The following is a 19,946-nucleotide window of genomic DNA, read 5'->3' as shown; positions in this document are numbered from 1 at the left end:
CAGAAGGAACTTTTACAATAACACTGATGTATGAAAGAGTAAATATCTACTGTGCAGGACTAAATTCTACCGCCCTGTAGGGCAGTGGAATTTAAAATTTCATTTTAGGGGCAAACTGGTATAAGAAATTAGAAATGTACATTTTTTCTTTCGTGTGGTACACTATATGTTATTGTATGAAAGTTTTTAATACAGCAAAAACAATACTTTTCAAAGGAGAAATATAAATCATGAAATTAGGAATCGTAGGTTTACCAAACGTAGGAAAAAGTACATTATTTAATTCACTGACCAAAGCAGGCGCAGAATCAGCCAATTATCCGTTTTGTACCATTGACCCGAATGTGGGAATCGTAACCGTACCGGATAACCGTCTGAAAGTGTTAGGCGAGATGTATCATTCCAAGAAAGTAACACCGGCAGTCATTGAATTTGTAGATATTGCAGGACTTGTAAAAGGAGCCAGCAAAGGAGAGGGACTTGGAAACCAGTTCCTTGCCAATATTCGTGAAGTAGATGCCATCGTTCATGTTGTACGTTGTTTTGAAGATACCAACGTAGTCCATGTAGACGGAAGCATTGACCCGGTTCGTGATATTGAGACCATTAATTTAGAGCTTATCTTTTCTGATATTGAAATCTTGGAAAGAAGAATTGCAAAAGTTACCAAGCAGGCAAGAATGGACAAGACACTTGCAAAAGAAGAGGCACTTTTGAAATCCTTAAAGGCACATCTGGAAGAAGGAAAGATGGCAAAGACTTATCCGTTGAGTGATGATGAGGACGAGCAGGCATGGTTTGCATCTTATAATTTATTAACTGCAAAACCGGTTATCTATGCAGCAAATGTAAGTGAGGATGACCTTGCAGATGATGGCGCAAACAATCCACATGTTGCAAGAGTAAGAGAACAGGCAGCCGCAGAAAACAGTGAAGTATTTGTTATCTGCGCACAGATTGAACAGGAAATTGCAGAATTAGATAATGATGAAAAAGCAATGTTCTTAGAGGACCTTGGATTAAAAGAATCCGGACTTGAGAAACTGATTGCAGCAAGTTATAAATTGTTAGGACTTATCAGCTACCTTACATCGGGAGAAGATGAGACAAGAGCATGGACTATTACCAAAGGAACCAAGGCACCGCAGGCGGCAGGAAAGATTCATACCGACTTTGAGCGTGGATTTATCCGTGCAGAGGTAGTATCCTATGACCATCTGATTGAGTGTGGAAGCATGACAGCGGCAAAAGAAAAGGGACTGGTAAGACTGGAAGGAAAAGATTACGTTGTTCAGGATGGCGATATTATTTTATTCCGTTTCAACGTATAGGAAACTTTTGAAAAATCCGGCATAGTATAAATAGAAGAAAAGGCACAGTGGGGCAGGCACATGATACGCTATTGTGAATTGTGTGAAAAGCAGGTGATTAATATTGCAGACTGTTGCTGCCTGGGAAATGTGGTGGATTTGGAACTGGATGAGTGCAATGGAAGAATCTGTGCACTGGTTGTAGCTGCACCGGGAAAATTTTTCTGTATTTTTTGTCCGGCATGCGAATATATTATTCCATGGAAACGTGTTGTGCGGATTGGACCGGATATTATTCTGGTAGATGTCTGTGTAGAAGATGTGAAAAGTTAGTTGACATAAGAATACGAGAAAGTTATACTAAAAATAGTACGACCAATATTTGTAAAAGCTGATATCAGCAGTTCTTTATGAATGTTTGGTGATGGAAAAACGGTATTATTTACGCAAAATTCACAAAGCGTGTTTTGCGTAGCTTTTAGAATAGGAGAAAAAAGATGAAGTGCCCATTTTGCAGCAGTGAAAATACCAGAGTAATTGATTCGAGACCGGCAGATGACAATAACTCCATTCGTCGGAGAAGATTATGTGACGATTGTGGAAAACGTTTCACAACTTATGAAAAAGTTGAGACAATTCCATTGATTGTAATAAAAAAGGATAACTGCAGAGAGCAGTATGACCGTTCCAAGATTGAAGCAGGTGTACTTCGTGCCTGCCATAAGAGACCGGTATCCGTGGAGCAGATAACCAGACTGGTTGATGAAGTGGAGACAGAGATTTTTAATCGGGAAGAAAAGGAAATCCCAAGTACTGTAATTGGTGAGATTCTGATGGATAAGATTAAAGATTTAGATGCAGTGGCGTATGTTCGTTTTGCATCTGTATATCGTGAATTTAAGGATGTAAATACCTTTATGAATGAGTTAAAGAAAATGCTGGATAAATAAAAGAAAATCTTTATGGAGAAAAGGGTTAATTTTGGTTGAATTTATCCGATAAAATTAGTAGCAGATAATTATGATGTGAGGAACGTGATCGTTATGAATATTTCAGGAATTCGTCCCAATGCGGGATTTTACGATTACAACAGCATACAGAATATCCGGAATGCAGTAGAAGATACACCGGTTGTTAAGACGGCAGCAGATGCCGGTGCATCTGAACAGCAGCAGAAGGATGCCTTAGAGACTCCGGTACGAAGAGAACAGGATTTTGGGACAGCAGATTACGCAGCACAGTACCAGCCGGATCGTACCTACGAGATGAAAGGTTCTGAAAGTGATATACATAGCCTGGATGTTGAAAAGGCATTATCCGATATGCACAAAGATCAGGTACTGCAGCAGTATCAGTTCTTTGTGGGAGAGAACATTGAACAGAGTGGAATCCGGCAGATTACTGCAACGGATACTGCAAAAGTGCGAAATGTAGAAAACTTTAATTTATAAGAGCAATTTTGATTATAAAAAAGTAAGAGACCGTTAGAAGGTAAGATTCCTAAGAATTCTTAAGAATCTTACCTTTTTTACTTGCGGCAGTTATGCTTCTTTTGTATAATTAAATTCAGGCTTGCCTGAAGAACGGAAGTATAAGAGAAAGAGGATAGGATATGAAGAAAGTGCAGGAAGACTGGAAGGAAGAAATGCTGCAGGTAGGTGTACTTACCAATACACATGGTGTGCGTGGCGAAGTGAAGGTATATCCGACAACAGATGATGTCATGCGTTTTAAAAAGCTGAAGCAGGTATTTTTGGATACTGGAAAAGAACCGATGGAGCTTCAGGTTACACAGGCGCGCTTCTTTAAAAATCTGGTAATATTAAAATTCAAAGAATTTGATAATATAAATGATGTAGAGAAGTATAAGAGCAGAGGGCTTTATGTAACAAGGGAAAATGCTGTAAAGCTGGCTCCGAATGAATATTTCGTGGCTGATTTGATTGGCTTAAAGGCAGTCGGAGATGACGGAGAAGATTTAGGTGAAGTAAAGGATGTACTTCAGACCGGTGCAAATGACATTTATGTATTACATAAAGATGGGGAAGATGATATTTTACTTCCGGCAATTAAGGATTGTGTAAAAAATGTCAATATAGAGGAAGGCACCATTATGGTACACCTTTTAAATGGGCTTCGTGATATTAATAAGAAGTAGGTAGCAAAATGAATTTTCATATATTAACATTATTTCCGGATATGGTAGAACGGGGACTGAATACCAGTATCATCGGAAGAGCAGTTGGCAAAGGACTTTTAAATATAGAAACAATTAACATCCGGGATTATACGTTAGACCGTCATAAAAAAGTAGATGATTATCCGTATGGTGGCGGAGCCGGGATGGTAATGCAGGCACAGCCGATTTATGATGCGTGGCAGGCAGTGGCACAGAAGATTGGAAGAAAGCCAAGAACAGTATATCTTACACCTCAGGGCAATACGTTTCAGCAGGAAATGGCAAAGGATTATGCGAAGGAAGAAGACCTGGTATTGCTTTGTGGGCATTATGAGGGCATCGATGAACGTGTGTTAGAAGAAATTGTGACGGATTATGTGTCGATTGGAGATTATGTGCTGACAGGAGGAGAACTTCCGGCAATGGTCATGGTGGATTCGATATCCCGTATGGTGCCTGGCGTATTGGCAAATGATGAATCCGGAACCACAGAATCCTTTGAAGGAAATTTATTGGAATATCCGCAGTATAGCAGACCGGAAGACTGGATGGGAAAGAAAGTTCCAGCTATTTTACTTTCCGGAGACATGCAAAGGTAGAAGCATGGAGGAGAGAACAATCCATTAAAAGAACCATGGAACGAAGACCGGATTTGCTGGCAGATGCAGATTTGACAGCAAAGGAGAAAGCAATGGTTGAGCATTTGCTGGACAAATCACAGGGTAAATGCTAGAATGTGTCTAGCAGTAATAGGAATGGAAGAGATTCCGCAGGAGGAAGACGGTAGTGAAAAGCTTTTTTGATGTGCTGAAAACGATGTTTTACCGTAAAAATGCGAAGAGTTATGGGACGCCGGACCGGAGCAGAAAAGAGCCGGTGACACAACAGAAGGTACAGATAAGAAATACAGAGACCAGAAAGGCAGCCCCTTCGTTAAAAGAAAACGAACAGCATAACAGGTCAGAGAGGACAAACAGTAAGGTGGATAAAGGAATGGATAAGGAAGATTTCTTATTAAAGCAGATTGATGAATTCCGTGAGAAAGCAAAACAGCTTCAGGCTTTGCTTGTTACAAAAGAAGACAAAGTGCAGGAATTACAGAATATCGTAGATGAAAGAGAAGAAAAAGCAAAAGAACTGCAGCATGTTTTAAATGCACGTAAATCAGAAGCAGATGTTCTTCTTACCGGAGTACACGGTCAGATGGAAGAAATGATTAACCGTGTAGAAGAAAAATTGAATGCACTGTCTGAAAAGATTGCAGCAGACGTAAGTGATTCCACCGGAAGAACCGCAGAACAAACTGCACAGATGCAGGCATCTTTACAGGAAATTTCCCAGCAGTTAGACAGCATGAAACTGGAACTGGCTGAGAAAATACATACCGAAGATGTAAAGTGCTACCGCAATATGCAGGACTTAATTAAAGAGCTTACCGTTAAGTTAGAGGAAAATGATACTTTAGAGAAGAGCTTGAATACCGTAAAAGGTTATGCAAAATGCTTAACCTGGTTTTCTGTTATCAATTTTGTAGTATTGGTGGCATTTATTCTATATTCTCTTGGAGTATTTAATTTTTAAGCAGTAGTTAAAACGAGGAATTATATGACACAGGGAAAGAGAAAGACATGGGTAATTGGACATAAGAATCCGGACACAGATTCTATTTGTGCGGCGATTGCCTATGCAGATTTAAAAAATCAAACAGAGGACGGTATTTTTATACCGAAAAGAGCAGGACATATGAACGAAGAGACGAAGTATGTCCTAAAATTTTTTGATGTACCGGAACCGGAACTGGTAACAGATGTCGGTGCACAGATTAAGGATATTGAATATCGTAGAACGGAGGGCGTCAGCAGTCACATTTCCATTAAACGGGCATGGGAGCTGATGAAGAATTTAGATGTCGTGTCATTGCCGATTACTGACAATGAGAACAATCTGCAGGGAATGGTTGTTACCAGTGATATTGCAAAATCCTATATGGATGTATTGGACAACCGGATTCTTGCAACTGCCCGGACGCAGTATAAGAATATTGTTGAAACTTTAAATGGAACTCTTGTAACAGGAAATGAGCATGGTTACTTCATAAAAGGTAAGGTTGTTGTTGCGGCTACCACACCGGATATGATGGAGCAGTATATTGAAGATGACGATATGGTTATCTTAGGAGACCGTTATGAATCACAGTTCTGTGCATTGGAAATGAATGCAAGCTGTGTGATTGTCTGTTCCGGAGCGAAGATTACAAAGACCATTGTGCAGCTTGCAGAAGAGAAAGACTGTATGCTTATCAGCACACCATATGACACATTTACCGTGGCGCGTTTGATTAATCAGAGTATGCCAATTAAATATATTATGAAAAAGGAGCATCTGATTACATTCGAATTAGAGGATTATGTGGATGATGTGAAAGAGACTATGTCTAAAGTGCGTCATCGTGATTTTCCGGTACTGGATGAGAATGGAAAATATGTCGGTATGTTTTCCAGACGAAATCTTTTAAATTTACAGAAAAAACAGGTGATCCTTGTTGACCATAATGAAAAATCCCAGGCAGTAGATGGAATCGAAGATGCAGAAATCTTAGAAATTATTGACCATCACCGACTGGGCAGCCTTGAGACGATTGCTCCGGTATTTTTCCGGAACCAGCCACTGGGCTGTACTTCAACGATTATTTATCAGATGTATCAGGAAAAGGGAGCAGCCATTGATAAAAAGACAGCCGGAATTCTTTTGGCTGCAATTATTTCAGATACCTTGATGTTCCGTTCACCGACCTGTACACAGATGGACCGGGCAGCAGCAGAAGCACTGGCGAAGATTGCAGAAGTAGATATTGAAGAGCTGGCCAAGAAGATGTTTGAAGCCGGCAGTGATTTTAAGAAAAAAACAACAGAAGAACTGTTTTATCAGGATTTTAAAACCTTCCATACCGATGAATTTGATTTTGGTGTAGCACAGCTTAGTGCCATGAGTGACGTGCAGCTTGGCATGGCGAAGAAGAAGCTGCAGCCATATCTGGAAATTGCATTGGGAGAGCAGAAACTGGATGCCGTATTTGTGATGCTGACGGACATTCTGGATGAGAATTCGGAAGTAATCTATGCCGGAGCACAGGCAGGCAGCCTTTTAAAGGAGTGCTTTGGAGAGCCGGATGAATCAGGCAGCTTTTACTTAAAGGGAGTAGTATCCCGTAAGAAACAGATGATTCCGGCATTAATGGCAGGATTGCAGCAAGCGTAAATGCTTACGGCAGGATGATAGCAGGTATAAATGCCTATATCAGAGACAGAAATAAGATAACAACTTATACAGGAGAATTGAAATGGCGAAAGAAACATGGAAGCCGGGTAATATGTTATATCCGGTTCCAGCAGTGATGGTAAGCTGCCAGAGACCGACAGAAAAACCGAATATTATTACGGTAGCGTGGGCAGGAACGGTATGTACGAATCCGCCAATGCTTTCCATATCTGTCCGTCCGGAACGATATTCCCATGGAATAATCGCGGAAACCGGCGAATTTGTTGTAAATCTTGTGACGAAGGATCTGGTCTGTGCCACGGATTATTGTGGCGTAAAATCCGGCCGTGATGTTGACAAGTTTGATGCCATGCATCTGACACCACTGAACCTTCCGCAGGTATCGGCACCGGGAATTGCAGAAAGTCCGGTAAATATTGCCTGCAAGGTAAGCCAGATATTACATCTTGGAAGCCATGATATGTTTCTGGCAGATGTAGTAGGCGTTACCGTTGATGATTCCTATATGAATGAAAAAGGTAAATTCGAACTGAATCAGAGCGGGCTGGTGACTTATTCCCACGGTGAATATTTTCTGCTGGGTAAGAAATTGGGAAGTTTTGGCTATAGTGTAAAGAAGCAGAAGCCTTCAAAGAATGGCAGAAAGAAGAAAGCGAAGTAAAAGAGCAAAATAAAAAAGAATAAAATAAAAAGGACAAAATAACTGAAAATATAAGAAATTATAGAAAGCGGAACAGAGAGAAAAATCTTCTCGTTGTTCCGCTTTTTGAATAACATTTATTTTAGATATTTATTTTAAAAGTAAATCCATCAGACAGGCAAATACATCATCTGCCTGATTCTGCCAGTTGGTGCAGATGGCTTCCGCCTGTTCCTTTGTCTGGACAGTTAAAGTAAAATCAAGGCGGGTACGGCCTTTTTCCCGGAGCTGGCATCGCACACCGTATTCCTGTTCCGGTGTTTTGTAATAATCGGATAGATATGCATTTTCTGTTTTAATGGCAAGCTTATTTGCCTGAAAATAAGCAGCAATATCTTCTTCAATAGAAGGGGATATTTTGTCATGAAAAAAATGCAGCGTTTCTTTTCCGGCAGGAGTAATGATATACCGTGTACTGTTGTGGGTGTTTTCCGTACGGACAAGCCCGGAATCCATCAGTCATGAATGACCTGCTGAATCGTAAAGTAGTCGGTATATTCCCTGTCTAAAAAGAAATCTGAAATCTGCGCATTGGACAATGGAAAATCAATATGTTCAAGCATGTGCAGAATAATTAATTTATATAAAGTAGCTGGTTCAGCCATAAAATCACCTCTTAGTTGCTAAGCGTCCCTGGTAAGTATTCCGTTCTTTTAAGCGGCGGTGAATCTGATTTAAAACAGTCCGTTTTCCGGTGCTCCACATCGGCGCAATCAGTAAATCCTTCGGACCATCGCCGGTAATCCGGTGAATCACCATTTCCGGCGGCAGAAGCTCCAGACAGTCAATAATCATTTCACAGTATTCATCCATGGAAAATACCGGAAAATGCGTCTTTTCATAATAAGCGGCTAAATCGGTGCCGGATAATACATGAAGCAGCTGTAGCTTGATTCCCCAGACCGGGAGGTTTGCAATTGCCTGAACGGAAGCAGACATCATTTCTCTGGTTTCGTGGGGCAGTCCTAAAATCAGATGAACAATCACCTTGATAGAAAGGGCGTGAAGGGCGAAGAGACTTTTTTGAAAAGTCTCATAAGTAAAGCCGCTTCGTGTAAACTCTCTGGTGTCATCATGGATTGTCTGTAAACCAAGTTCCACCCAGACGGTTTTCTTTTCATTGATTTCGGCAAGTAGTGAAAGAATCTCAGGCTGCAGACAGTCAGGTCTTGTGGCAATGGAAATAATAACCACATCCGGGTCATTTACTGCCTGCATATAAAGATTCCGCAGGTGTTCCACAGAACCATAAGTATTCGTGAATGCCTGAAAATATGCAATGAATTTGTTACAGTTTCTTTTTGCTCTCAGAATCCTTTTTTCAGTTTCTAACTGCTCTGTGATAGAAAGTGTGGGAGAGGCGGCGAAATCTCCGGAACCACCGGCAGAGCAGAAAATACAGCCTCTGGTATCTAAGCGTCCGTCACGGTTGGGACAACTGAGTCCGGCATTTAATGCAATCCGGTATACCTTTTCGTGATATGTATTTTTTAAATAGTAGTCCAGAGAGTGGTAGCGCTTCTCCCCCCACAGTGTAATCGTGCCGTTTTTCATTAGCGGATGTGTGATTTGACTGCCTGGCTTACCACTTCGGCAACACGCGGGTCAAATGCTTCCGGCATAATAAAGTCTTCATTTAATTCTTCATCAGATACTAACCCTGCAATTGCTTTTGCAGCAGCAAGCTTCATTTCTTCTGTAATCTGGGAAGCGTGTCCTTCTAAAGCACCTTTGAAGATTCCCGGGAAAGCAACAACGTTGTTTACCTGATTCGGGAAATCACTTCTTCCGGTTCCGACCACTTTAGCACCTGCAGCTTTGGCAAGGTCTGGCATGATTTCCGGAGTAGGATTTGCCATGGCAAAAAGAATCGCATCTTTATTCATGGATGCAACCATTTCCTGAGTCACGATATTCGGTGCGGAAACACCAACGAAGATATCAGCACCCTTTAATGCATCGGCAAGGGTACCGGATTCATTGGAAAGGTTGGTAACTTCGGTCATTTTCTTCTGCATCCAGTTTAAGTCAGGATAATCTTTGCCGATGATTCCCATGCGGTCACACATAATAACATTTTTAAAGCCGTAAGTCAGTAACAGTTTGGTGATGGCAACACCGGCAGAACCGGCACCATTTACAACAACGCGGCAGTTTCTTTTTCTTTTCCGGTTACTTTTAATGCGTTGATGATTCCGGCAAGAACAACAATAGCAGTACCATGCTGGTCGTCATGGAAGACCGGAATATCAAGCATTTCCTTTAAACGCTCTTCAATTTCAAAACAACGTGGAGCGGAAATATCCTCTAAGTTGATGCCGCCGAATCCCGGAGCAATATTTTTAACAGTTTTTATAATTTCTTCGGTATCTTGTGTGTCAAGGCAGATTGGAACAGCGTTGACATTTCCGAATTCTTTAAACAGTACACATTTTCCTTCCATAACCGGCATGGCTGCGTACGGTCCGATGTTTCCAAGACCAAGAACAGCACTTCCGTCTGATACAACGGCAACGGTGTTGGCTTTCATGGTATAAGTATAAGCTTCTTCTTTATTTTCTGCGATGATACGGCAAGGTGCCGCAACACCAGGTGTGTATGCGATAGATAAATCTTCCCGGGTCTTTACCGGTGTCTTGGAGATGGTTTCTAATTTTCCATTCCATTTTTTATGCATTTCAATTGCTTTTTCGTTGGTATCCATAGTTCGTCTCCTTTTCTTAGCCATTGATTACTTCCGTCTAGTATCATATCATTAAAAAATTTTTAAAGCAAGAAAAAGGACTTCCTATTTGAAAGAAACTGTTGTATAATACGAAAAGACGAATCTTACGTTCCAATTATTTTTATTTCAAAAAGAAATCCCAATTATTTAGCAGATAATCAAATAAGCAAGAGGTAAGGAGAATAGAATGAGAGAGAAGTATGAAAGTCTTTCTGCGGCAGTGCTGCGTGAACTGGCGAAAGCAAGGGGAATGAAAGGAATTTCTACCTTAAAGAAAGCTGAGTTAGTAGAAGCGATGCTGGCGGAAGATGAAAAGGAAGCAAAGGTGCAGGAAGCAAAGAAAGAAGCAGAAGGCACAACAGAAACTACGGAGCAGGTAGCAGAAACCAGAACCTATCGCGCAGAACGTCCGCACCGGGAAAATGCAGCGAGGGGACATGAGGGCGAGATGCGTCGAAGCACAGTAAGACATACACCGGATGAGCATATTTCGGAAAAAGATGAAACGGAGCGTGTGGCAGAAGAAAACAAGGACTTAGACAGCGGTGTGAAGGCACATGGAATTCTTGAAGTTATGCCGGATGGATTCGGATTTATCCGTTGTGAAAATTATCTGCCGGGAGAGCATGATGTCTATGTTTCTCCATCCCAGATTCGTAAGTTCAATCTGAAAACCGGAGATATTGTGACCGGAAATACCAGAATTAAGACACAGGCTGAGAAATTCTCCGCATTATTATACATTACTTCTATTAATGACCTGCATCCGTCAGAGGCTGTAAAACGGAAGAATTTTGAAGATTTAACTCCGATTTTTCCGGATGAGAGAATCCGGCTTGAGACAAGCCATAGTGCAATGGCAATGCGAATTGTAGATTTAGTATCTCCGATTGGTAAGGGACAGCGTGGAATGATTGTTTCCCCACCAAAAGCAGGTAAGACTACATTATTAAAAGGTGTGGCGCAGGCAGTAAAACAGAATAATCCGGAGATGCATCTGATTATCTTATTAATTGATGAGCGGCCGGAGGAAGTTACCGATATTAAGGAAGCAATTGAAGGACCGAATGTAGAAGTTATTTATTCTACCTTTGACGAATTGCCGGAGCATCATAAGAGAGTATCCGAGATGGTAATTGAGAGAGCAAAACGTCTGGTAGAACATAAGAAGGATGTTATGATTCTCTTAGACAGTATTACAAGACTTGCAAGAGCATATAACCTTACAGTTCCGCCAAGCGGAAGAACCTTATCCGGTGGTCTTGACCCGGCAGCCCTCCATATGCCGAAGCGTTTCTTTGGTGCAGCACGTAATATGCGTGAGGGCGGAAGCCTTACGATCCTTGCAACAGCACTGGTAGATACCGGAAGCAAGATGGATGATGTTGTTTACGAGGAATTTAAGGGAACCGGTAACATGGAACTGGTGCTTGACCGTAAGTTATCTGAGAAACGTGTATTCCCTGCAATTGACATTGTAAAATCCGGTACAAGAAGAGAAGACCTCTTACTGACACAGGAAGAGCAGGAGGCTGTATTTATTATGCGTAAGGCAATCAATGGCATGCGTACCGATGAAGCGGTTGAGAGCATCTTAAATATGTTTGTCCGGACGAAAAACAACCGGGAATATATCCAGACTGTAAAAAAGACAAAATTTGTTTAAAAACACTTGCATAACAGCTTTTCCTATGCTACAATGAATAAGCTGTTTATTCGGAAACTAAACAGTATCGCACTTAAATTAGACAAATGTCGTAATTGCGAAGCAATTCATATATGAGAGGTGAGAGACATGAGAGAAGGAATCCATCCAGATTATTATCAGGCAACAGTTACATGTAACTGTGGTAACACATTCGTAACTGGTTCAACCAAAGAGGATATTCACGTTGAAATTTGTTCCAAATGCCATCCATTCTATACTGGACAGCAGAAAGCTAACCAGGCTCGTGGACGTATTGAGCAGTTCAATAAGAAATACGGCATGAAATAGAAATTGCACAATGTGACTGAAAGATAAGGTTGAGGTTTCTAATCTCAACCTTTTTTTAGAAACAGGAAGAGAGGTCACACATGAAATATTCGGGAATCGGTGGACAGGCAGTTTTAGAAGGCGTAATGATGAAAAATAAGGAAAAGTACGCCGTGGCAGTCCGGAAGCCGGATGGAGAGATTACCGTTGATACCAAAGAGTATTATGGACTGATTAAAAACAAGACATTGCGGAACATTCCGATTTTACGTGGAGTGTTAAGTTTTGTGGAGTCTTTGACGCTTGGAATATCAACGCTTACATATTCCGCATCGTTCTTTGAAGAGGATGAGGAAGATACCAAAGCAAAAAAGAAAGAATTATCAAAAGAGGCAGCAGCAAAAAAAGAAAAAGCAGAAATGGGTATTACTGTTGCATTTTCCTTTGTACTTGCCATTGGAATCTTTATGATTCTGCCATATTATCTTTCTTTGATTTTTCAGAAATTTATTACATCCCATGTGGCACTGGCGCTGATTGAAGGTATCATCCGAATGATGATTTTTTTGGCATATATTGCTTCAATTTCCTTAATGAAGGATATCCAGCGTGTATTCATGTATCACGGAGCAGAGCACAAATGCATTAACTGCATTGAACATGGAATGGAGCTGAATGTAGAAAACGTGAGAAAGAGTTCCAGACTGCATAAGCGGTGTGGTACAAGTTTTCTCCTGTTTGTAATGATTATCAGTATTATTTTCTTTGCATTTATTGATGTAAAGAGCCGGATTTTGAAGGTAGTGCTTCGTTTGCTGCTGATACCGGTGATTGCTGGTGTGTCATATGAATTTATCCGGCTTGCCGGAAAAAGTGATAATCCGGTAGTGAATTTCTTAAGTAAACCTGGATTGTGGCTGCAGAGGCTTACAACAAGAGAACCGGATGATTCTATGATTGAGGTTGGTATTGTTTCCGTGGAAGCAGTATTTGACTGGAAAAAATATTTGAGCGAAATGTAAAAGAAAAGGGCGTAATATATGACTTATAGAGAGGCAGTGGAATTTGGTACAAAGTGTCTTACAGATGCAGGAGTGCCGGATGCCGCACTGGATGCATGGTATCTTTTACAGATGGTATGCAGGATTGAACGCAGTTACTACTACGTTCACGGGGAAGAAGATATTACACAGGATGCTCAGAAAGAATATGAGATTGCAGTACAGAAACGTGCCGAGCATATTCCGTTACAGTATATTATTGGAGAACAGGAATTTATGGGGCTTCGATTCAAAGTAAATTCCAATGTTCTGATACCGCGGCAGGATACCGAGACTTTAGTGGAGCAGGTATTGAAGATTGTAAAGCCGGGGATGAAAGTATTAGACCTTTGTACAGGGTCTGGTTGTGTATTAATCAGTGTGTTGAAAAATGCACCGGAACTTACCGGTGTTGGAAGTGATATTTCGAAAACTGCATTGCTGGTAGCGAAAGAAAATGCAAAGATGCATGAAGTGGATGCGGACTGGATACGCAGTGATTTATTTGATAATATTACCGAGACTTTTGATGTAATCATGGCGAATCCGCCTTATATACCGACAGGAGAGATTCTGTCACTGATGCCGGAGGTGCGGGATTTTGAGCCGGAAAACGCATTGGATGGCGGAGCGGATGGTCTTGATTTTTATCGGAAGATTGCCGGACAGGTAAAGGATTATTTGAATCCTGGCGGATATGTTTACATGGAAATTGGTTATGACCAGGGAGAAGCAGTCTCTGAGCTGATGCGTAACGCAGGATTTACAGAAGTTGAAGTAATCAAAGACCTTGCACGAAATGATCGTGTGGTAAAAGGGAAAGGAAATTAAAATGTTTGATCGTTTAGAGGATTTATTGATTCGTTATGAAGAGTTGATGAGTGAGTTAAGTGAACCGGATGTGGCAAATAATCCGGAGCGTTTTCGTAAGCTGATGAAGGAGCAGAGTGATCTGACACCTATCGTGGAAGCTTATAAAGAATATAAACAGTGCAAGCAGAATATTGAAGATTCTCTTGCAATGCTGGACGAAGAGACAGATGAAGAAATGAAAGAACTTGCCAAAGAGGAATTAAATGATTCCAAGGCAAGAGTAGAAGAATTAGAGCAGAAACTGAAAATTCTTCTTCTTCCAAAGGATCCGAATGATGATAAGAATGTCATTGTGGAAATCCGTGCCGGTGCCGGCGGAGATGAGGCAGCTTTGTTTGCAGCTGAGATTTACCGTATGTATGTCCATTATGCAGAGAGCAGACGCTGGAAAGTTGAGACGATGGAATGCGAAGAAATCGGAATCGGTGGAATGAAGAGTGTTACTTTCATGATTACCGGACAGGGTGCTTACTCTGTTATGAAATATGAATCTGGTGTACATCGTGTACAGCGTGTACCTGAGACAGAGTCCGGTGGACGTATCCATACTTCTACTATTACAGTAGCAGTAATGCCGGAAGCAGAAGAAGTAGATGTCCAGATTGATGAAAAGGATATCCGAATCGACGTTATGCGTGCATCCGGAAACGGTGGACAGTGTGTCAATACTACAGACTCTGCAGTTCGTCTGACTCATTACCCAACCGGAATTGTAATCTACAGCCAGACAGAGAAATCACAGCTTCAGAATAAAGAGAAAGCATTTGCACTTTTACGTGCCAAATTATACGACATAGAATGCCAGAAGGCGCATGATGCAGAAGCAGAAGCCAGAAGAAGCCAGATTGGTACCGGTGACCGTTCTGAGAAGATTCGTACTTACAACTTCCCACAGGGACGTGTAACCGACCACAGAATCAATCTTACCCTTTATAAACTGGACAAGATTATGAATGGCGATATCCAGGAAATCTTAGATGCGCTGATCGCAGCCGACCAGGCAGCAAAATTAGCTAAGATGAATGAGAATTAATATGAATTAGTAAGAATCAAGAAAAGCGGTCTTTTGGTTAGGTCAAAGGATTGCTTTTTTCTTGCTTTACAGGAAATTGCTTTCCTGTAAAGTAAAAAACGCTTCGCGAGGATGCGCACTGCGGCGTATAAGGTAGATGTCGCAAGCGACCGCCGCAGGTGTGAGAATGTGCCAAGGTACATTCTTTGTTGTGGGTATTAGGATACTTTGGAGAGTCAAGTATTAGAGTCTATAAGAAAAACAAGAATGGAAGAGTAAATAGAAATCTCCCTTTTTACAAAAGTGTGTCTGATGCATACTAACTCATAATTATACGAAACACCACTCTTTTATTCATTTTTCTATTCACTTCTTACTAATGGGTATTCATTTTTACTTTAAGTTGTCGTGCAATTTATTAGAATGGAATTTTTGAAAGAGCCAGCATCTTGAATGGGCTGACTCTTTCAATGTCACCTGTAATTGACAAACTGGAATTTACTTGTTTTTCTTCTCTTTGCTGCGTCTCACTAATGCGATAAATAGTTCAATGACTCCGCCACATAGCCATATGATACCTAACGCAATATTTTCTGCCCAGAACCAAAACGGTGACATAACAATCCATGTAATCGCTAAAATAAAAATTCCCCTACTGCTCATGATTTTCCTCCTGAAACTCCGATTTGTATAACAGTAGTCTAACACACGTTGTTTAAAAATACTACAGCCAAGCCAATGTCTGTAATTTGCCCTAAAATTTCATTTTATGGAATTTGGACTACTTGATTTTCTAATTGCTTACGCAATTCGTGAAATGTATAATTATACTGTTGATACATCAGACACACAAATGTAAATAGGGACTTTGAAAAAACTTCGAGATATTTTCTACATGCTTAAATCCATTCAGACAGCACGGACAGGCAAAAATCCTGCTCATCTTATCCCGAAGAGTTTCATAATCTCTCTTTTCTACCAGTTCATCCAGTTCTTCTTCTCTGAAAAATTCATTATCCCGGTTTTTCATGCATTCCCCTCCGACACGATTCGACACTTTTTATCTGTTTTTATAATAATTACGAATAACCTGCCTGTAAACTACCCGAAAGTGTAGGTTTTTCATTTACCCGGGAATTTTTTAAAACAGGGAATTTAAAACACTTGACCGGAAGATAAGTTCAAGTGCAAGAATTGCACTGCACAGTAAAACAGCAAGAGTCAGCTATTGCAAACTCTTGCTGTTCGAATATACCTTTAAAAAAGGGACTATTAATATTTCTATTTTCTCTGTAATCGTTTCTGCAGCACGCCCTTTGGGTCTTTGATTAAAAACATTACCAGCCAGATGATTAATCCTAAGACTACTACGGATATCCCCAGGAAAAAATCATTCAGCATGTCCACCGGTTCCGGTGTAAAATACGCTGCCTTTAATTCTATGTACTCAACTACCGCATCTACCAGCCACATCAGTGTGGCGCCCCAGTACATAAGACTTAAGGCTCCTATTCGCATCTCGTTGGTGCCGTCCTTAAAATACCATACCAAAGTTACAATCACTGCCGCAATGGCTGCCGTAAGCAAAGTCATTACTGAACCTCCTTACCTGCACCGATAACCGGGCGCTTCTCAATTACATTGGATACTGCCACCATACCAGCCCACACTGCCGTAACAAGTACTGCCATGGCAACACCGGTTGTTGCCATCTCATGGAGCATTGCCATCGCATCCTCCGGATTTCCTGCTGCTGTTAAAAATGGGAACCATGGTGTCACTTCGCCATGCCAGATATGTTCAAATGCCAGAAGTGCAGAACCGCCCCAAAGCATATGATTTAACCATTTTAATTTATGAGAAAATGGTGTCTTGCTGTTCTCACTTAAGGTAAGCTCCTCTTTATTTGCGCGTTCCTCTTTCCCCTTTACCACATGCTCTGCAATTGTGGTAACTGCAGCTTCCGTTGCCGGAACTAAAAAACATGCCATATTTATATCCTCCTTATAAAACTGATACTTTTATTATATGAGGGAATTTTCTCAAAGTCAATTGTATTCTGCTGTTTCTGCGGGTTTCTTTCTGCTGCACTTCCATTCCAGAATATATACAATCACCGTAAGAATTGCGGACATTATCAACAAAAAGTAGAAATTTATTCCACGGGACACACACATGGATGCCGTAAGAAAAGTTCCCGGAAATACCCCGGCGAAAATGCTCTTATACATCAGCTCCGTAATTCCCTGTGCCCCCGGCAATGGCAGCATATCCACGGCGATATAGACGGATGCCTGGAGCATCATGACTGTAAGCACATCTGTGCCTTTTAAATGAAAGCCAAGATATACAAGATAAGTCAGGAAAAATACACTGCATCTTTGCAGCACAGTGAATAATGTGGCCGCCACGATTTTTCCCTTATGTCCGGCAAAAAACTGCACGGTCTCACGGTATTTTTCCACAAAGCCGGAGAGTTTCCCGATTCGCTCCTCCGAATGCTTCAGCAGATGAATCCGCACGCAGAACCGCTCTACTCCTGTCACAATATTGTGAAACAGCTTTGGCCCGAACATCACGATTAAAAGAAAAATCACCAGCACTGTATTTAACAGAAGTCCCAGATAAAAAAGCCACATATAGCTTCCCAGATAATTCTTTAGCGGATGATAGCCAAACAGCAGCATGAAAAGTCCAATCACCACCAGCACAAATTTGTAAAGCACTGCTACCGTCATTAAGACTACCGTACTTTCCGATATCTTTAACCCATCTTTTTTCATATGATAGAGCTGCATCGGCTGTCCGCCTGTGGCGGACGGTGTGATTCCAGAATAGAAAAATCCGATAAAAGAATATTTGATGCACCTGCCTGCTGCAATGGGATTTCCCAGTGTACGCAGAAGATAGCAGATTATCAGCCCTTCTGCCGATACGAAGAAAATCCCCAGACCCATGGCTCCAAAGAGATACCACACATCCATTTTTCTTACTGCCTTTGCAACCTCTGTCATATCATTTCCCTTACAGATAGCAGAGAAAGTCAGTGCCGCCAGTAAGAGAAACAGCAGGACACTGATGAGATTCTTTTTATTCTTATGCAATTTCTGTCCGATACTGCTCCATACGGATGAGCTGCTTAAGTTCTCCTTCATAGATGACCTCTTTCTGCTCTAATTCATAAAAATCTTTTGGAGTTACCAATGAAAAATGCTTCGAAAAAAGCTTTAATCCATTCTCCTCAAGCACCCGGGCAACAAAGGAGGAACAGGTATAGCGTTTCTCCCGGAAGAATTCCTTCTGCAATAAAATAAAAGGCAGTCCTGCGATGCAGTAATGATATTTGTAGCGGTTTTCATAGCATTTTTTCAACTGCTTTCTGATATTTTCCTTCTGCTCTTTTGTGCAGTCTATGGCAAATATCATATAACGCGCCGTTGGAAATGCCCGCATGATTTTCTCCTTTTCTTCCCGCTCGAAGCCCGCCAGAAGCGGTATTGAAGGAAATCTTCTTCCCACACTGTAGCACTCATCCAGCATCTCGTCCATGCCAAGCACCACATGTATGTAATCCTGCCGAATAGCTTTGCGGATCATCCATGCAAACAGCCCCGGCGTATCTACTAATCCGATGTATAATTTTTCCATTTTCTTATCCTCTTGTACAATTCCTGCTGTTTCTTATATTGCTTTTATGCAGCCTTATGCTGAAGTTTTTGCATTGTTGGCTGTCCTGTTTCTTACTGGAACTGGTACATTTTCCGTGCCAGGCGATAGCCGGTCAGGGTTACAAAGCCGCCTGCCGCACCACCCGGCAGATAAGTAAATCCGCTTAATCTCCGGTATTTTAAAATGCTATAAAGCTTTGGATGCAGTGCCTTTATATGCTCCCAGAGATTCTCCCGTTTCGCATAAGCTTCCTTATCTCCAATCAGCAGCAGGTGGATGGAAGAAATTGCCATCATGACAGAGATATTTCTTGTCATATAGGCTGCCAGCTTCGGATAAGTTTTTGACACCTCACCAAGGTTCACACAGTCTGACACCAGTTTGGTTACCTTAATCTGCTGGTCAATCCGCTTCATTAAGACTTTTTCATTTACGGACTGGTCATCTCTTCCCAGAAAATAGTGATACAAATCCAGATTCAGATAGCAGATATTTTTTACATAAGGTAATGGTTTATATGCAAATATGTTATCCACATAAAAAGTATGCTTCGGCAATTGCAGCCTGCAGTCCCGCAATATCTGGGTGCGGTAAAGCAACGCATGCATCACAAGGTACTGGGACGGCTTAAAATTGCCCATGTCATTCCAGGTACAAAGCTTCTTCTCCGGAAATACATTGGTATAGCGCATTGGCTTTGTCCTGTTCTCATAAAGGTGGTCATAGACGTAATTGCAGACTACCAGATCCACTTCTTTTTCCTGCCATTCCCATTCCCGAAGCTCTGAAAGAAGCTCCTTTAAACTTTCCTCATCCAGCCAGTCATCGGAATCCACCACTTTAAAATAAGTTCCTGTGGCTGCCTCAAGTCCTGCATTTACGCCGGAACCATGTCCACCGTTTTCTTTATGTATGACTTTCACAATATCCGGATATTCCTTTGCATACTCGTCGGCAATCTCTCCGGTTCTGTCGGTAGAGCCGTCATCTACAATGATAATTTCCCCTTCCTCTTTGCATACCAGAAGAGAATCTATGCAACGTTTCATATAATCCTGTGAATTGTAACAAGGTACTGTAAATGTAATTTTCTTCATTTTCCTAACCTCCTGTATCTCTGTTAACTAAAACGAATAAACTTTCCTTTTGTCTTCAATTTTCTTTTTGTGTATTACTCCATTAAT

Annotated in this window: 21 protein-coding genes and 3 pseudogenes; 14 read left to right on the top strand and 10 right to left on the bottom strand. The window is 41.2% G+C overall.

Going from position 1 to position 19,946, the window contains the following annotated elements:
* The first annotated feature begins 230 nt into the window (after positions 1-230).
* From ychF to DW059_RS12465, 9 genes and pseudogenes are all read left to right on the top strand, one after another.
* Positions 231-1,331 (top strand): redox-regulated ATPase YchF, encoded by a 1,101-nt coding sequence (gene ychF, locus DW059_RS12505; RefSeq protein ID WP_117699016.1) that lies wholly within the window; start codon positions 231-233, stop codon positions 1,329-1,331.
* A gap of 60 nt (positions 1,332-1,391) precedes the next feature.
* On the top strand, positions 1,392-1,643 hold the full coding sequence (locus DW059_RS12500) for a YlmC/YmxH family sporulation protein (RefSeq protein ID WP_022243141.1): 252 nt from the start codon (positions 1,392-1,394) through the stop codon (positions 1,641-1,643).
* Positions 1,644-1,807: 164 nt separating this feature from the next.
* Positions 1,808-2,260, top strand: coding sequence for a transcriptional regulator NrdR (gene nrdR / locus DW059_RS12495; protein ID WP_022243140.1), 453 nt, complete (start codon positions 1,808-1,810; stop codon positions 2,258-2,260).
* 93 nt (positions 2,261-2,353) lie between these two features.
* Positions 2,354-2,761 (top strand): hypothetical protein, encoded by a 408-nt coding sequence (locus tag DW059_RS12490; RefSeq protein WP_117699015.1) that lies wholly within the window; start codon positions 2,354-2,356, stop codon positions 2,759-2,761.
* 161 nt (positions 2,762-2,922) lie between these two features.
* Complete coding sequence (rimM, locus tag DW059_RS12485; RefSeq protein WP_117699014.1) at positions 2,923-3,468, top strand: ribosome maturation factor RimM; 546 nt, start codon at positions 2,923-2,925, stop codon at positions 3,466-3,468.
* An 8-nt stretch (positions 3,469-3,476) separates the two neighbouring features.
* A pseudogene (gene trmD, locus DW059_RS12480) lies at positions 3,477-4,222 on the top strand (tRNA (guanosine(37)-N1)-methyltransferase TrmD).
* Between the two features lie 53 nt (positions 4,223-4,275).
* Positions 4,276-5,070 carry a hypothetical protein gene (locus tag DW059_RS12475; RefSeq protein ID WP_022243136.1) on the top strand — a complete coding sequence of 265 codons (795 nt, stop codon included), beginning with the start codon at positions 4,276-4,278 and terminating at the stop codon, positions 5,068-5,070.
* A gap of 24 nt (positions 5,071-5,094) precedes the next feature.
* Positions 5,095-6,747, top strand: a complete 1,653-nt coding sequence (locus DW059_RS12470; RefSeq protein ID WP_117699013.1) for a putative manganese-dependent inorganic diphosphatase — start codon at positions 5,095-5,097, stop codon at positions 6,745-6,747.
* Positions 6,748-6,829: 82 nt separating this feature from the next.
* Positions 6,830-7,429, top strand: a complete 600-nt coding sequence (locus DW059_RS12465) for a flavin reductase family protein (protein ID WP_117699012.1) — start codon at positions 6,830-6,832, stop codon at positions 7,427-7,429.
* 129 nt (positions 7,430-7,558) lie between these two features.
* On the opposite strand, the pseudogene DW059_RS12460 reads toward DW059_RS12465, so the two are convergent.
* The 3 genes and pseudogenes from DW059_RS12460 to DW059_RS12450 all read right to left on the bottom strand — a co-directional run bounded on the left by DW059_RS12460 (position 7,559) and on the right by DW059_RS12450 (position 10,172).
* Positions 7,559-8,031: pseudogene (locus DW059_RS12460) on the bottom strand (DUF4364 family protein).
* A gap of 46 nt (positions 8,032-8,077) precedes the next feature.
* Positions 8,078-9,022, bottom strand: coding sequence for a TIGR01212 family radical SAM protein (locus DW059_RS12455; protein WP_117699011.1), 945 nt, complete (start codon positions 9,020-9,022; stop codon positions 8,078-8,080).
* Positions 9,022-10,172: pseudogene (locus tag DW059_RS12450) on the bottom strand (NAD(P)-dependent malic enzyme). The gene DW059_RS12455 and the pseudogene DW059_RS12450 overlap by 1 nt, the downstream one beginning before the upstream one ends.
* Positions 10,173-10,380: 208 nt before the next feature.
* Here DW059_RS12450 and rho point away from each other — a divergent pair.
* From rho to prfA, 5 genes are all read left to right on the top strand, one after another.
* The gene (gene rho / locus DW059_RS12445; RefSeq protein ID WP_117699010.1) at positions 10,381-11,859 is read left to right on the top strand and encodes a transcription termination factor Rho; all 1,479 of its coding nucleotides are present in this window, start codon (positions 10,381-10,383) and stop codon (positions 11,857-11,859) included.
* Between the two features lie 129 nt (positions 11,860-11,988).
* A complete protein-coding gene (gene rpmE, locus DW059_RS12440) occupies positions 11,989-12,189 on the top strand; it encodes a 50S ribosomal protein L31 (protein ID WP_022243129.1) in 201 nt (66 codons plus the stop codon).
* 80 nt (positions 12,190-12,269) lie between these two features.
* Complete coding sequence (locus DW059_RS12435) at positions 12,270-13,190, top strand: DUF1385 domain-containing protein (RefSeq protein WP_117699009.1); 921 nt, start codon at positions 12,270-12,272, stop codon at positions 13,188-13,190.
* Between the two features lie 18 nt (positions 13,191-13,208).
* Positions 13,209-14,039, top strand: coding sequence for a peptide chain release factor N(5)-glutamine methyltransferase (prmC, locus tag DW059_RS12430; RefSeq protein ID WP_117699008.1), 831 nt, complete (start codon positions 13,209-13,211; stop codon positions 14,037-14,039).
* 1 nt (position 14,040) lies between these two features.
* Positions 14,041-15,114 (top strand): peptide chain release factor 1, encoded by a 1,074-nt coding sequence (gene prfA / locus DW059_RS12425; RefSeq protein ID WP_022243126.1) that lies wholly within the window; start codon positions 14,041-14,043, stop codon positions 15,112-15,114.
* A gap of 477 nt (positions 15,115-15,591) precedes the next feature.
* Here the strand turns inward: prfA and DW059_RS16165 are convergent, their stop codons facing one another.
* The 7 genes from DW059_RS16165 to DW059_RS12395 all read right to left on the bottom strand — a co-directional run bounded on the left by DW059_RS16165 (position 15,592) and on the right by DW059_RS12395 (position 19,859).
* A complete protein-coding gene (locus tag DW059_RS16165) occupies positions 15,592-15,756 on the bottom strand; it encodes a hypothetical protein (protein WP_171024793.1) in 165 nt (54 codons plus the stop codon).
* A 178-nt stretch (positions 15,757-15,934) separates the two neighbouring features.
* The gene (locus tag DW059_RS12420) at positions 15,935-16,123 is read right to left on the bottom strand and encodes a hypothetical protein (RefSeq protein WP_117699007.1); all 189 of its coding nucleotides are present in this window, start codon (positions 16,121-16,123) and stop codon (positions 15,935-15,937) included.
* A 251-nt stretch (positions 16,124-16,374) separates the two neighbouring features.
* Positions 16,375-16,686, bottom strand: coding sequence for a hypothetical protein (locus DW059_RS12415; protein ID WP_117699006.1), 312 nt, complete (start codon positions 16,684-16,686; stop codon positions 16,375-16,377).
* Positions 16,686-17,084, bottom strand: a complete 399-nt coding sequence (locus tag DW059_RS12410) for a hypothetical protein (protein WP_117699005.1) — start codon at positions 17,082-17,084, stop codon at positions 16,686-16,688. Before DW059_RS12410 ends, DW059_RS12415 begins: the two co-directional genes overlap by 1 nt.
* 57 nt (positions 17,085-17,141) lie before the next feature.
* Complete coding sequence (locus DW059_RS12405; RefSeq protein ID WP_117699004.1) at positions 17,142-18,248, bottom strand: lysylphosphatidylglycerol synthase transmembrane domain-containing protein; 1,107 nt, start codon at positions 18,246-18,248, stop codon at positions 17,142-17,144.
* Positions 18,190-18,741, bottom strand: a complete 552-nt coding sequence (locus tag DW059_RS12400) for a hypothetical protein (protein WP_117699003.1) — start codon at positions 18,739-18,741, stop codon at positions 18,190-18,192. Before DW059_RS12400 ends, DW059_RS12405 begins: the two co-directional genes overlap by 59 nt.
* Before the next feature lie 92 nt (positions 18,742-18,833).
* On the bottom strand, positions 18,834-19,859 hold the full coding sequence (locus DW059_RS12395; RefSeq protein ID WP_117699002.1) for a glycosyltransferase family 2 protein: 1,026 nt from the start codon (positions 19,857-19,859) through the stop codon (positions 18,834-18,836).
* Positions 19,860-19,946: the final 87 nt, after the last annotated feature.

Origin of the sequence: Roseburia sp. AF42-8 (genome assembly GCF_003435965.1) — a bacterium.
GTDB classification, from domain to species: Bacteria; Bacillota; Clostridia; order Lachnospirales; family Lachnospiraceae; genus Roseburia_C; species Roseburia_C amylophila.
This window is presented reverse-complemented; position numbering and strand designations above follow the sequence as displayed.

Bases quoted from the DNA above. Each gene is read 5' to 3' on its own strand.
- ychF (WP_117699016.1), top strand. From the start codon at position 231: ATGAAATTAGGAATCGTAGGTTTACCAAACGTAGGAAAAAGTACATTA.
- DW059_RS12500 (WP_022243141.1), top strand. From the start codon at position 1,392: ATGATACGCTATTGTGAATTGTGTGAAAAGCAGGTGATTAATATTGCA.
- nrdR (WP_022243140.1), top strand. From the start codon at position 1,808: ATGAAGTGCCCATTTTGCAGCAGTGAAAATACCAGAGTAATTGATTCG.
- DW059_RS12490 (WP_117699015.1), top strand. From the start codon at position 2,354: ATGAATATTTCAGGAATTCGTCCCAATGCGGGATTTTACGATTACAAC.
- rimM (WP_117699014.1), top strand. From the start codon at position 2,923: ATGAAGAAAGTGCAGGAAGACTGGAAGGAAGAAATGCTGCAGGTAGGT.
- DW059_RS12470 (WP_117699013.1), top strand. From the start codon at position 5,095: ATGACACAGGGAAAGAGAAAGACATGGGTAATTGGACATAAGAATCCG.
- DW059_RS12465 (WP_117699012.1), top strand. From the start codon at position 6,830: ATGGCGAAAGAAACATGGAAGCCGGGTAATATGTTATATCCGGTTCCA.
- DW059_RS12455 (WP_117699011.1), bottom strand. From the start codon at position 9,022: ATGAAAAACGGCACGATTACACTGTGGGGGGAGAAGCGCTACCACTCT.
- rho (WP_117699010.1), top strand. From the start codon at position 10,381: ATGAGAGAGAAGTATGAAAGTCTTTCTGCGGCAGTGCTGCGTGAACTG.
- rpmE (WP_022243129.1), top strand. From the start codon at position 11,989: ATGAGAGAAGGAATCCATCCAGATTATTATCAGGCAACAGTTACATGT.
- DW059_RS12435 (WP_117699009.1), top strand. From the start codon at position 12,270: ATGAAATATTCGGGAATCGGTGGACAGGCAGTTTTAGAAGGCGTAATG.
- prmC (WP_117699008.1), top strand. From the start codon at position 13,209: ATGACTTATAGAGAGGCAGTGGAATTTGGTACAAAGTGTCTTACAGAT.
- prfA (WP_022243126.1), top strand. From the start codon at position 14,041: ATGTTTGATCGTTTAGAGGATTTATTGATTCGTTATGAAGAGTTGATG.
- DW059_RS16165 (WP_171024793.1), bottom strand. From the start codon at position 15,756: ATGAGCAGTAGGGGAATTTTTATTTTAGCGATTACATGGATTGTTATG.
- DW059_RS12420 (WP_117699007.1), bottom strand. From the start codon at position 16,123: ATGAAAAACCGGGATAATGAATTTTTCAGAGAAGAAGAACTGGATGAA.
- DW059_RS12415 (WP_117699006.1), bottom strand. From the start codon at position 16,686: ATGACTTTGCTTACGGCAGCCATTGCGGCAGTGATTGTAACTTTGGTA.
- DW059_RS12410 (WP_117699005.1), bottom strand. From the start codon at position 17,084: ATGGCATGTTTTTTAGTTCCGGCAACGGAAGCTGCAGTTACCACAATT.
- DW059_RS12405 (WP_117699004.1), bottom strand. From the start codon at position 18,248: ATGAAGGAGAACTTAAGCAGCTCATCCGTATGGAGCAGTATCGGACAG.
- DW059_RS12400 (WP_117699003.1), bottom strand. From the start codon at position 18,741: ATGGAAAAATTATACATCGGATTAGTAGATACGCCGGGGCTGTTTGCA.
- DW059_RS12395 (WP_117699002.1), bottom strand. From the start codon at position 19,859: ATGAAGAAAATTACATTTACAGTACCTTGTTACAATTCACAGGATTAT.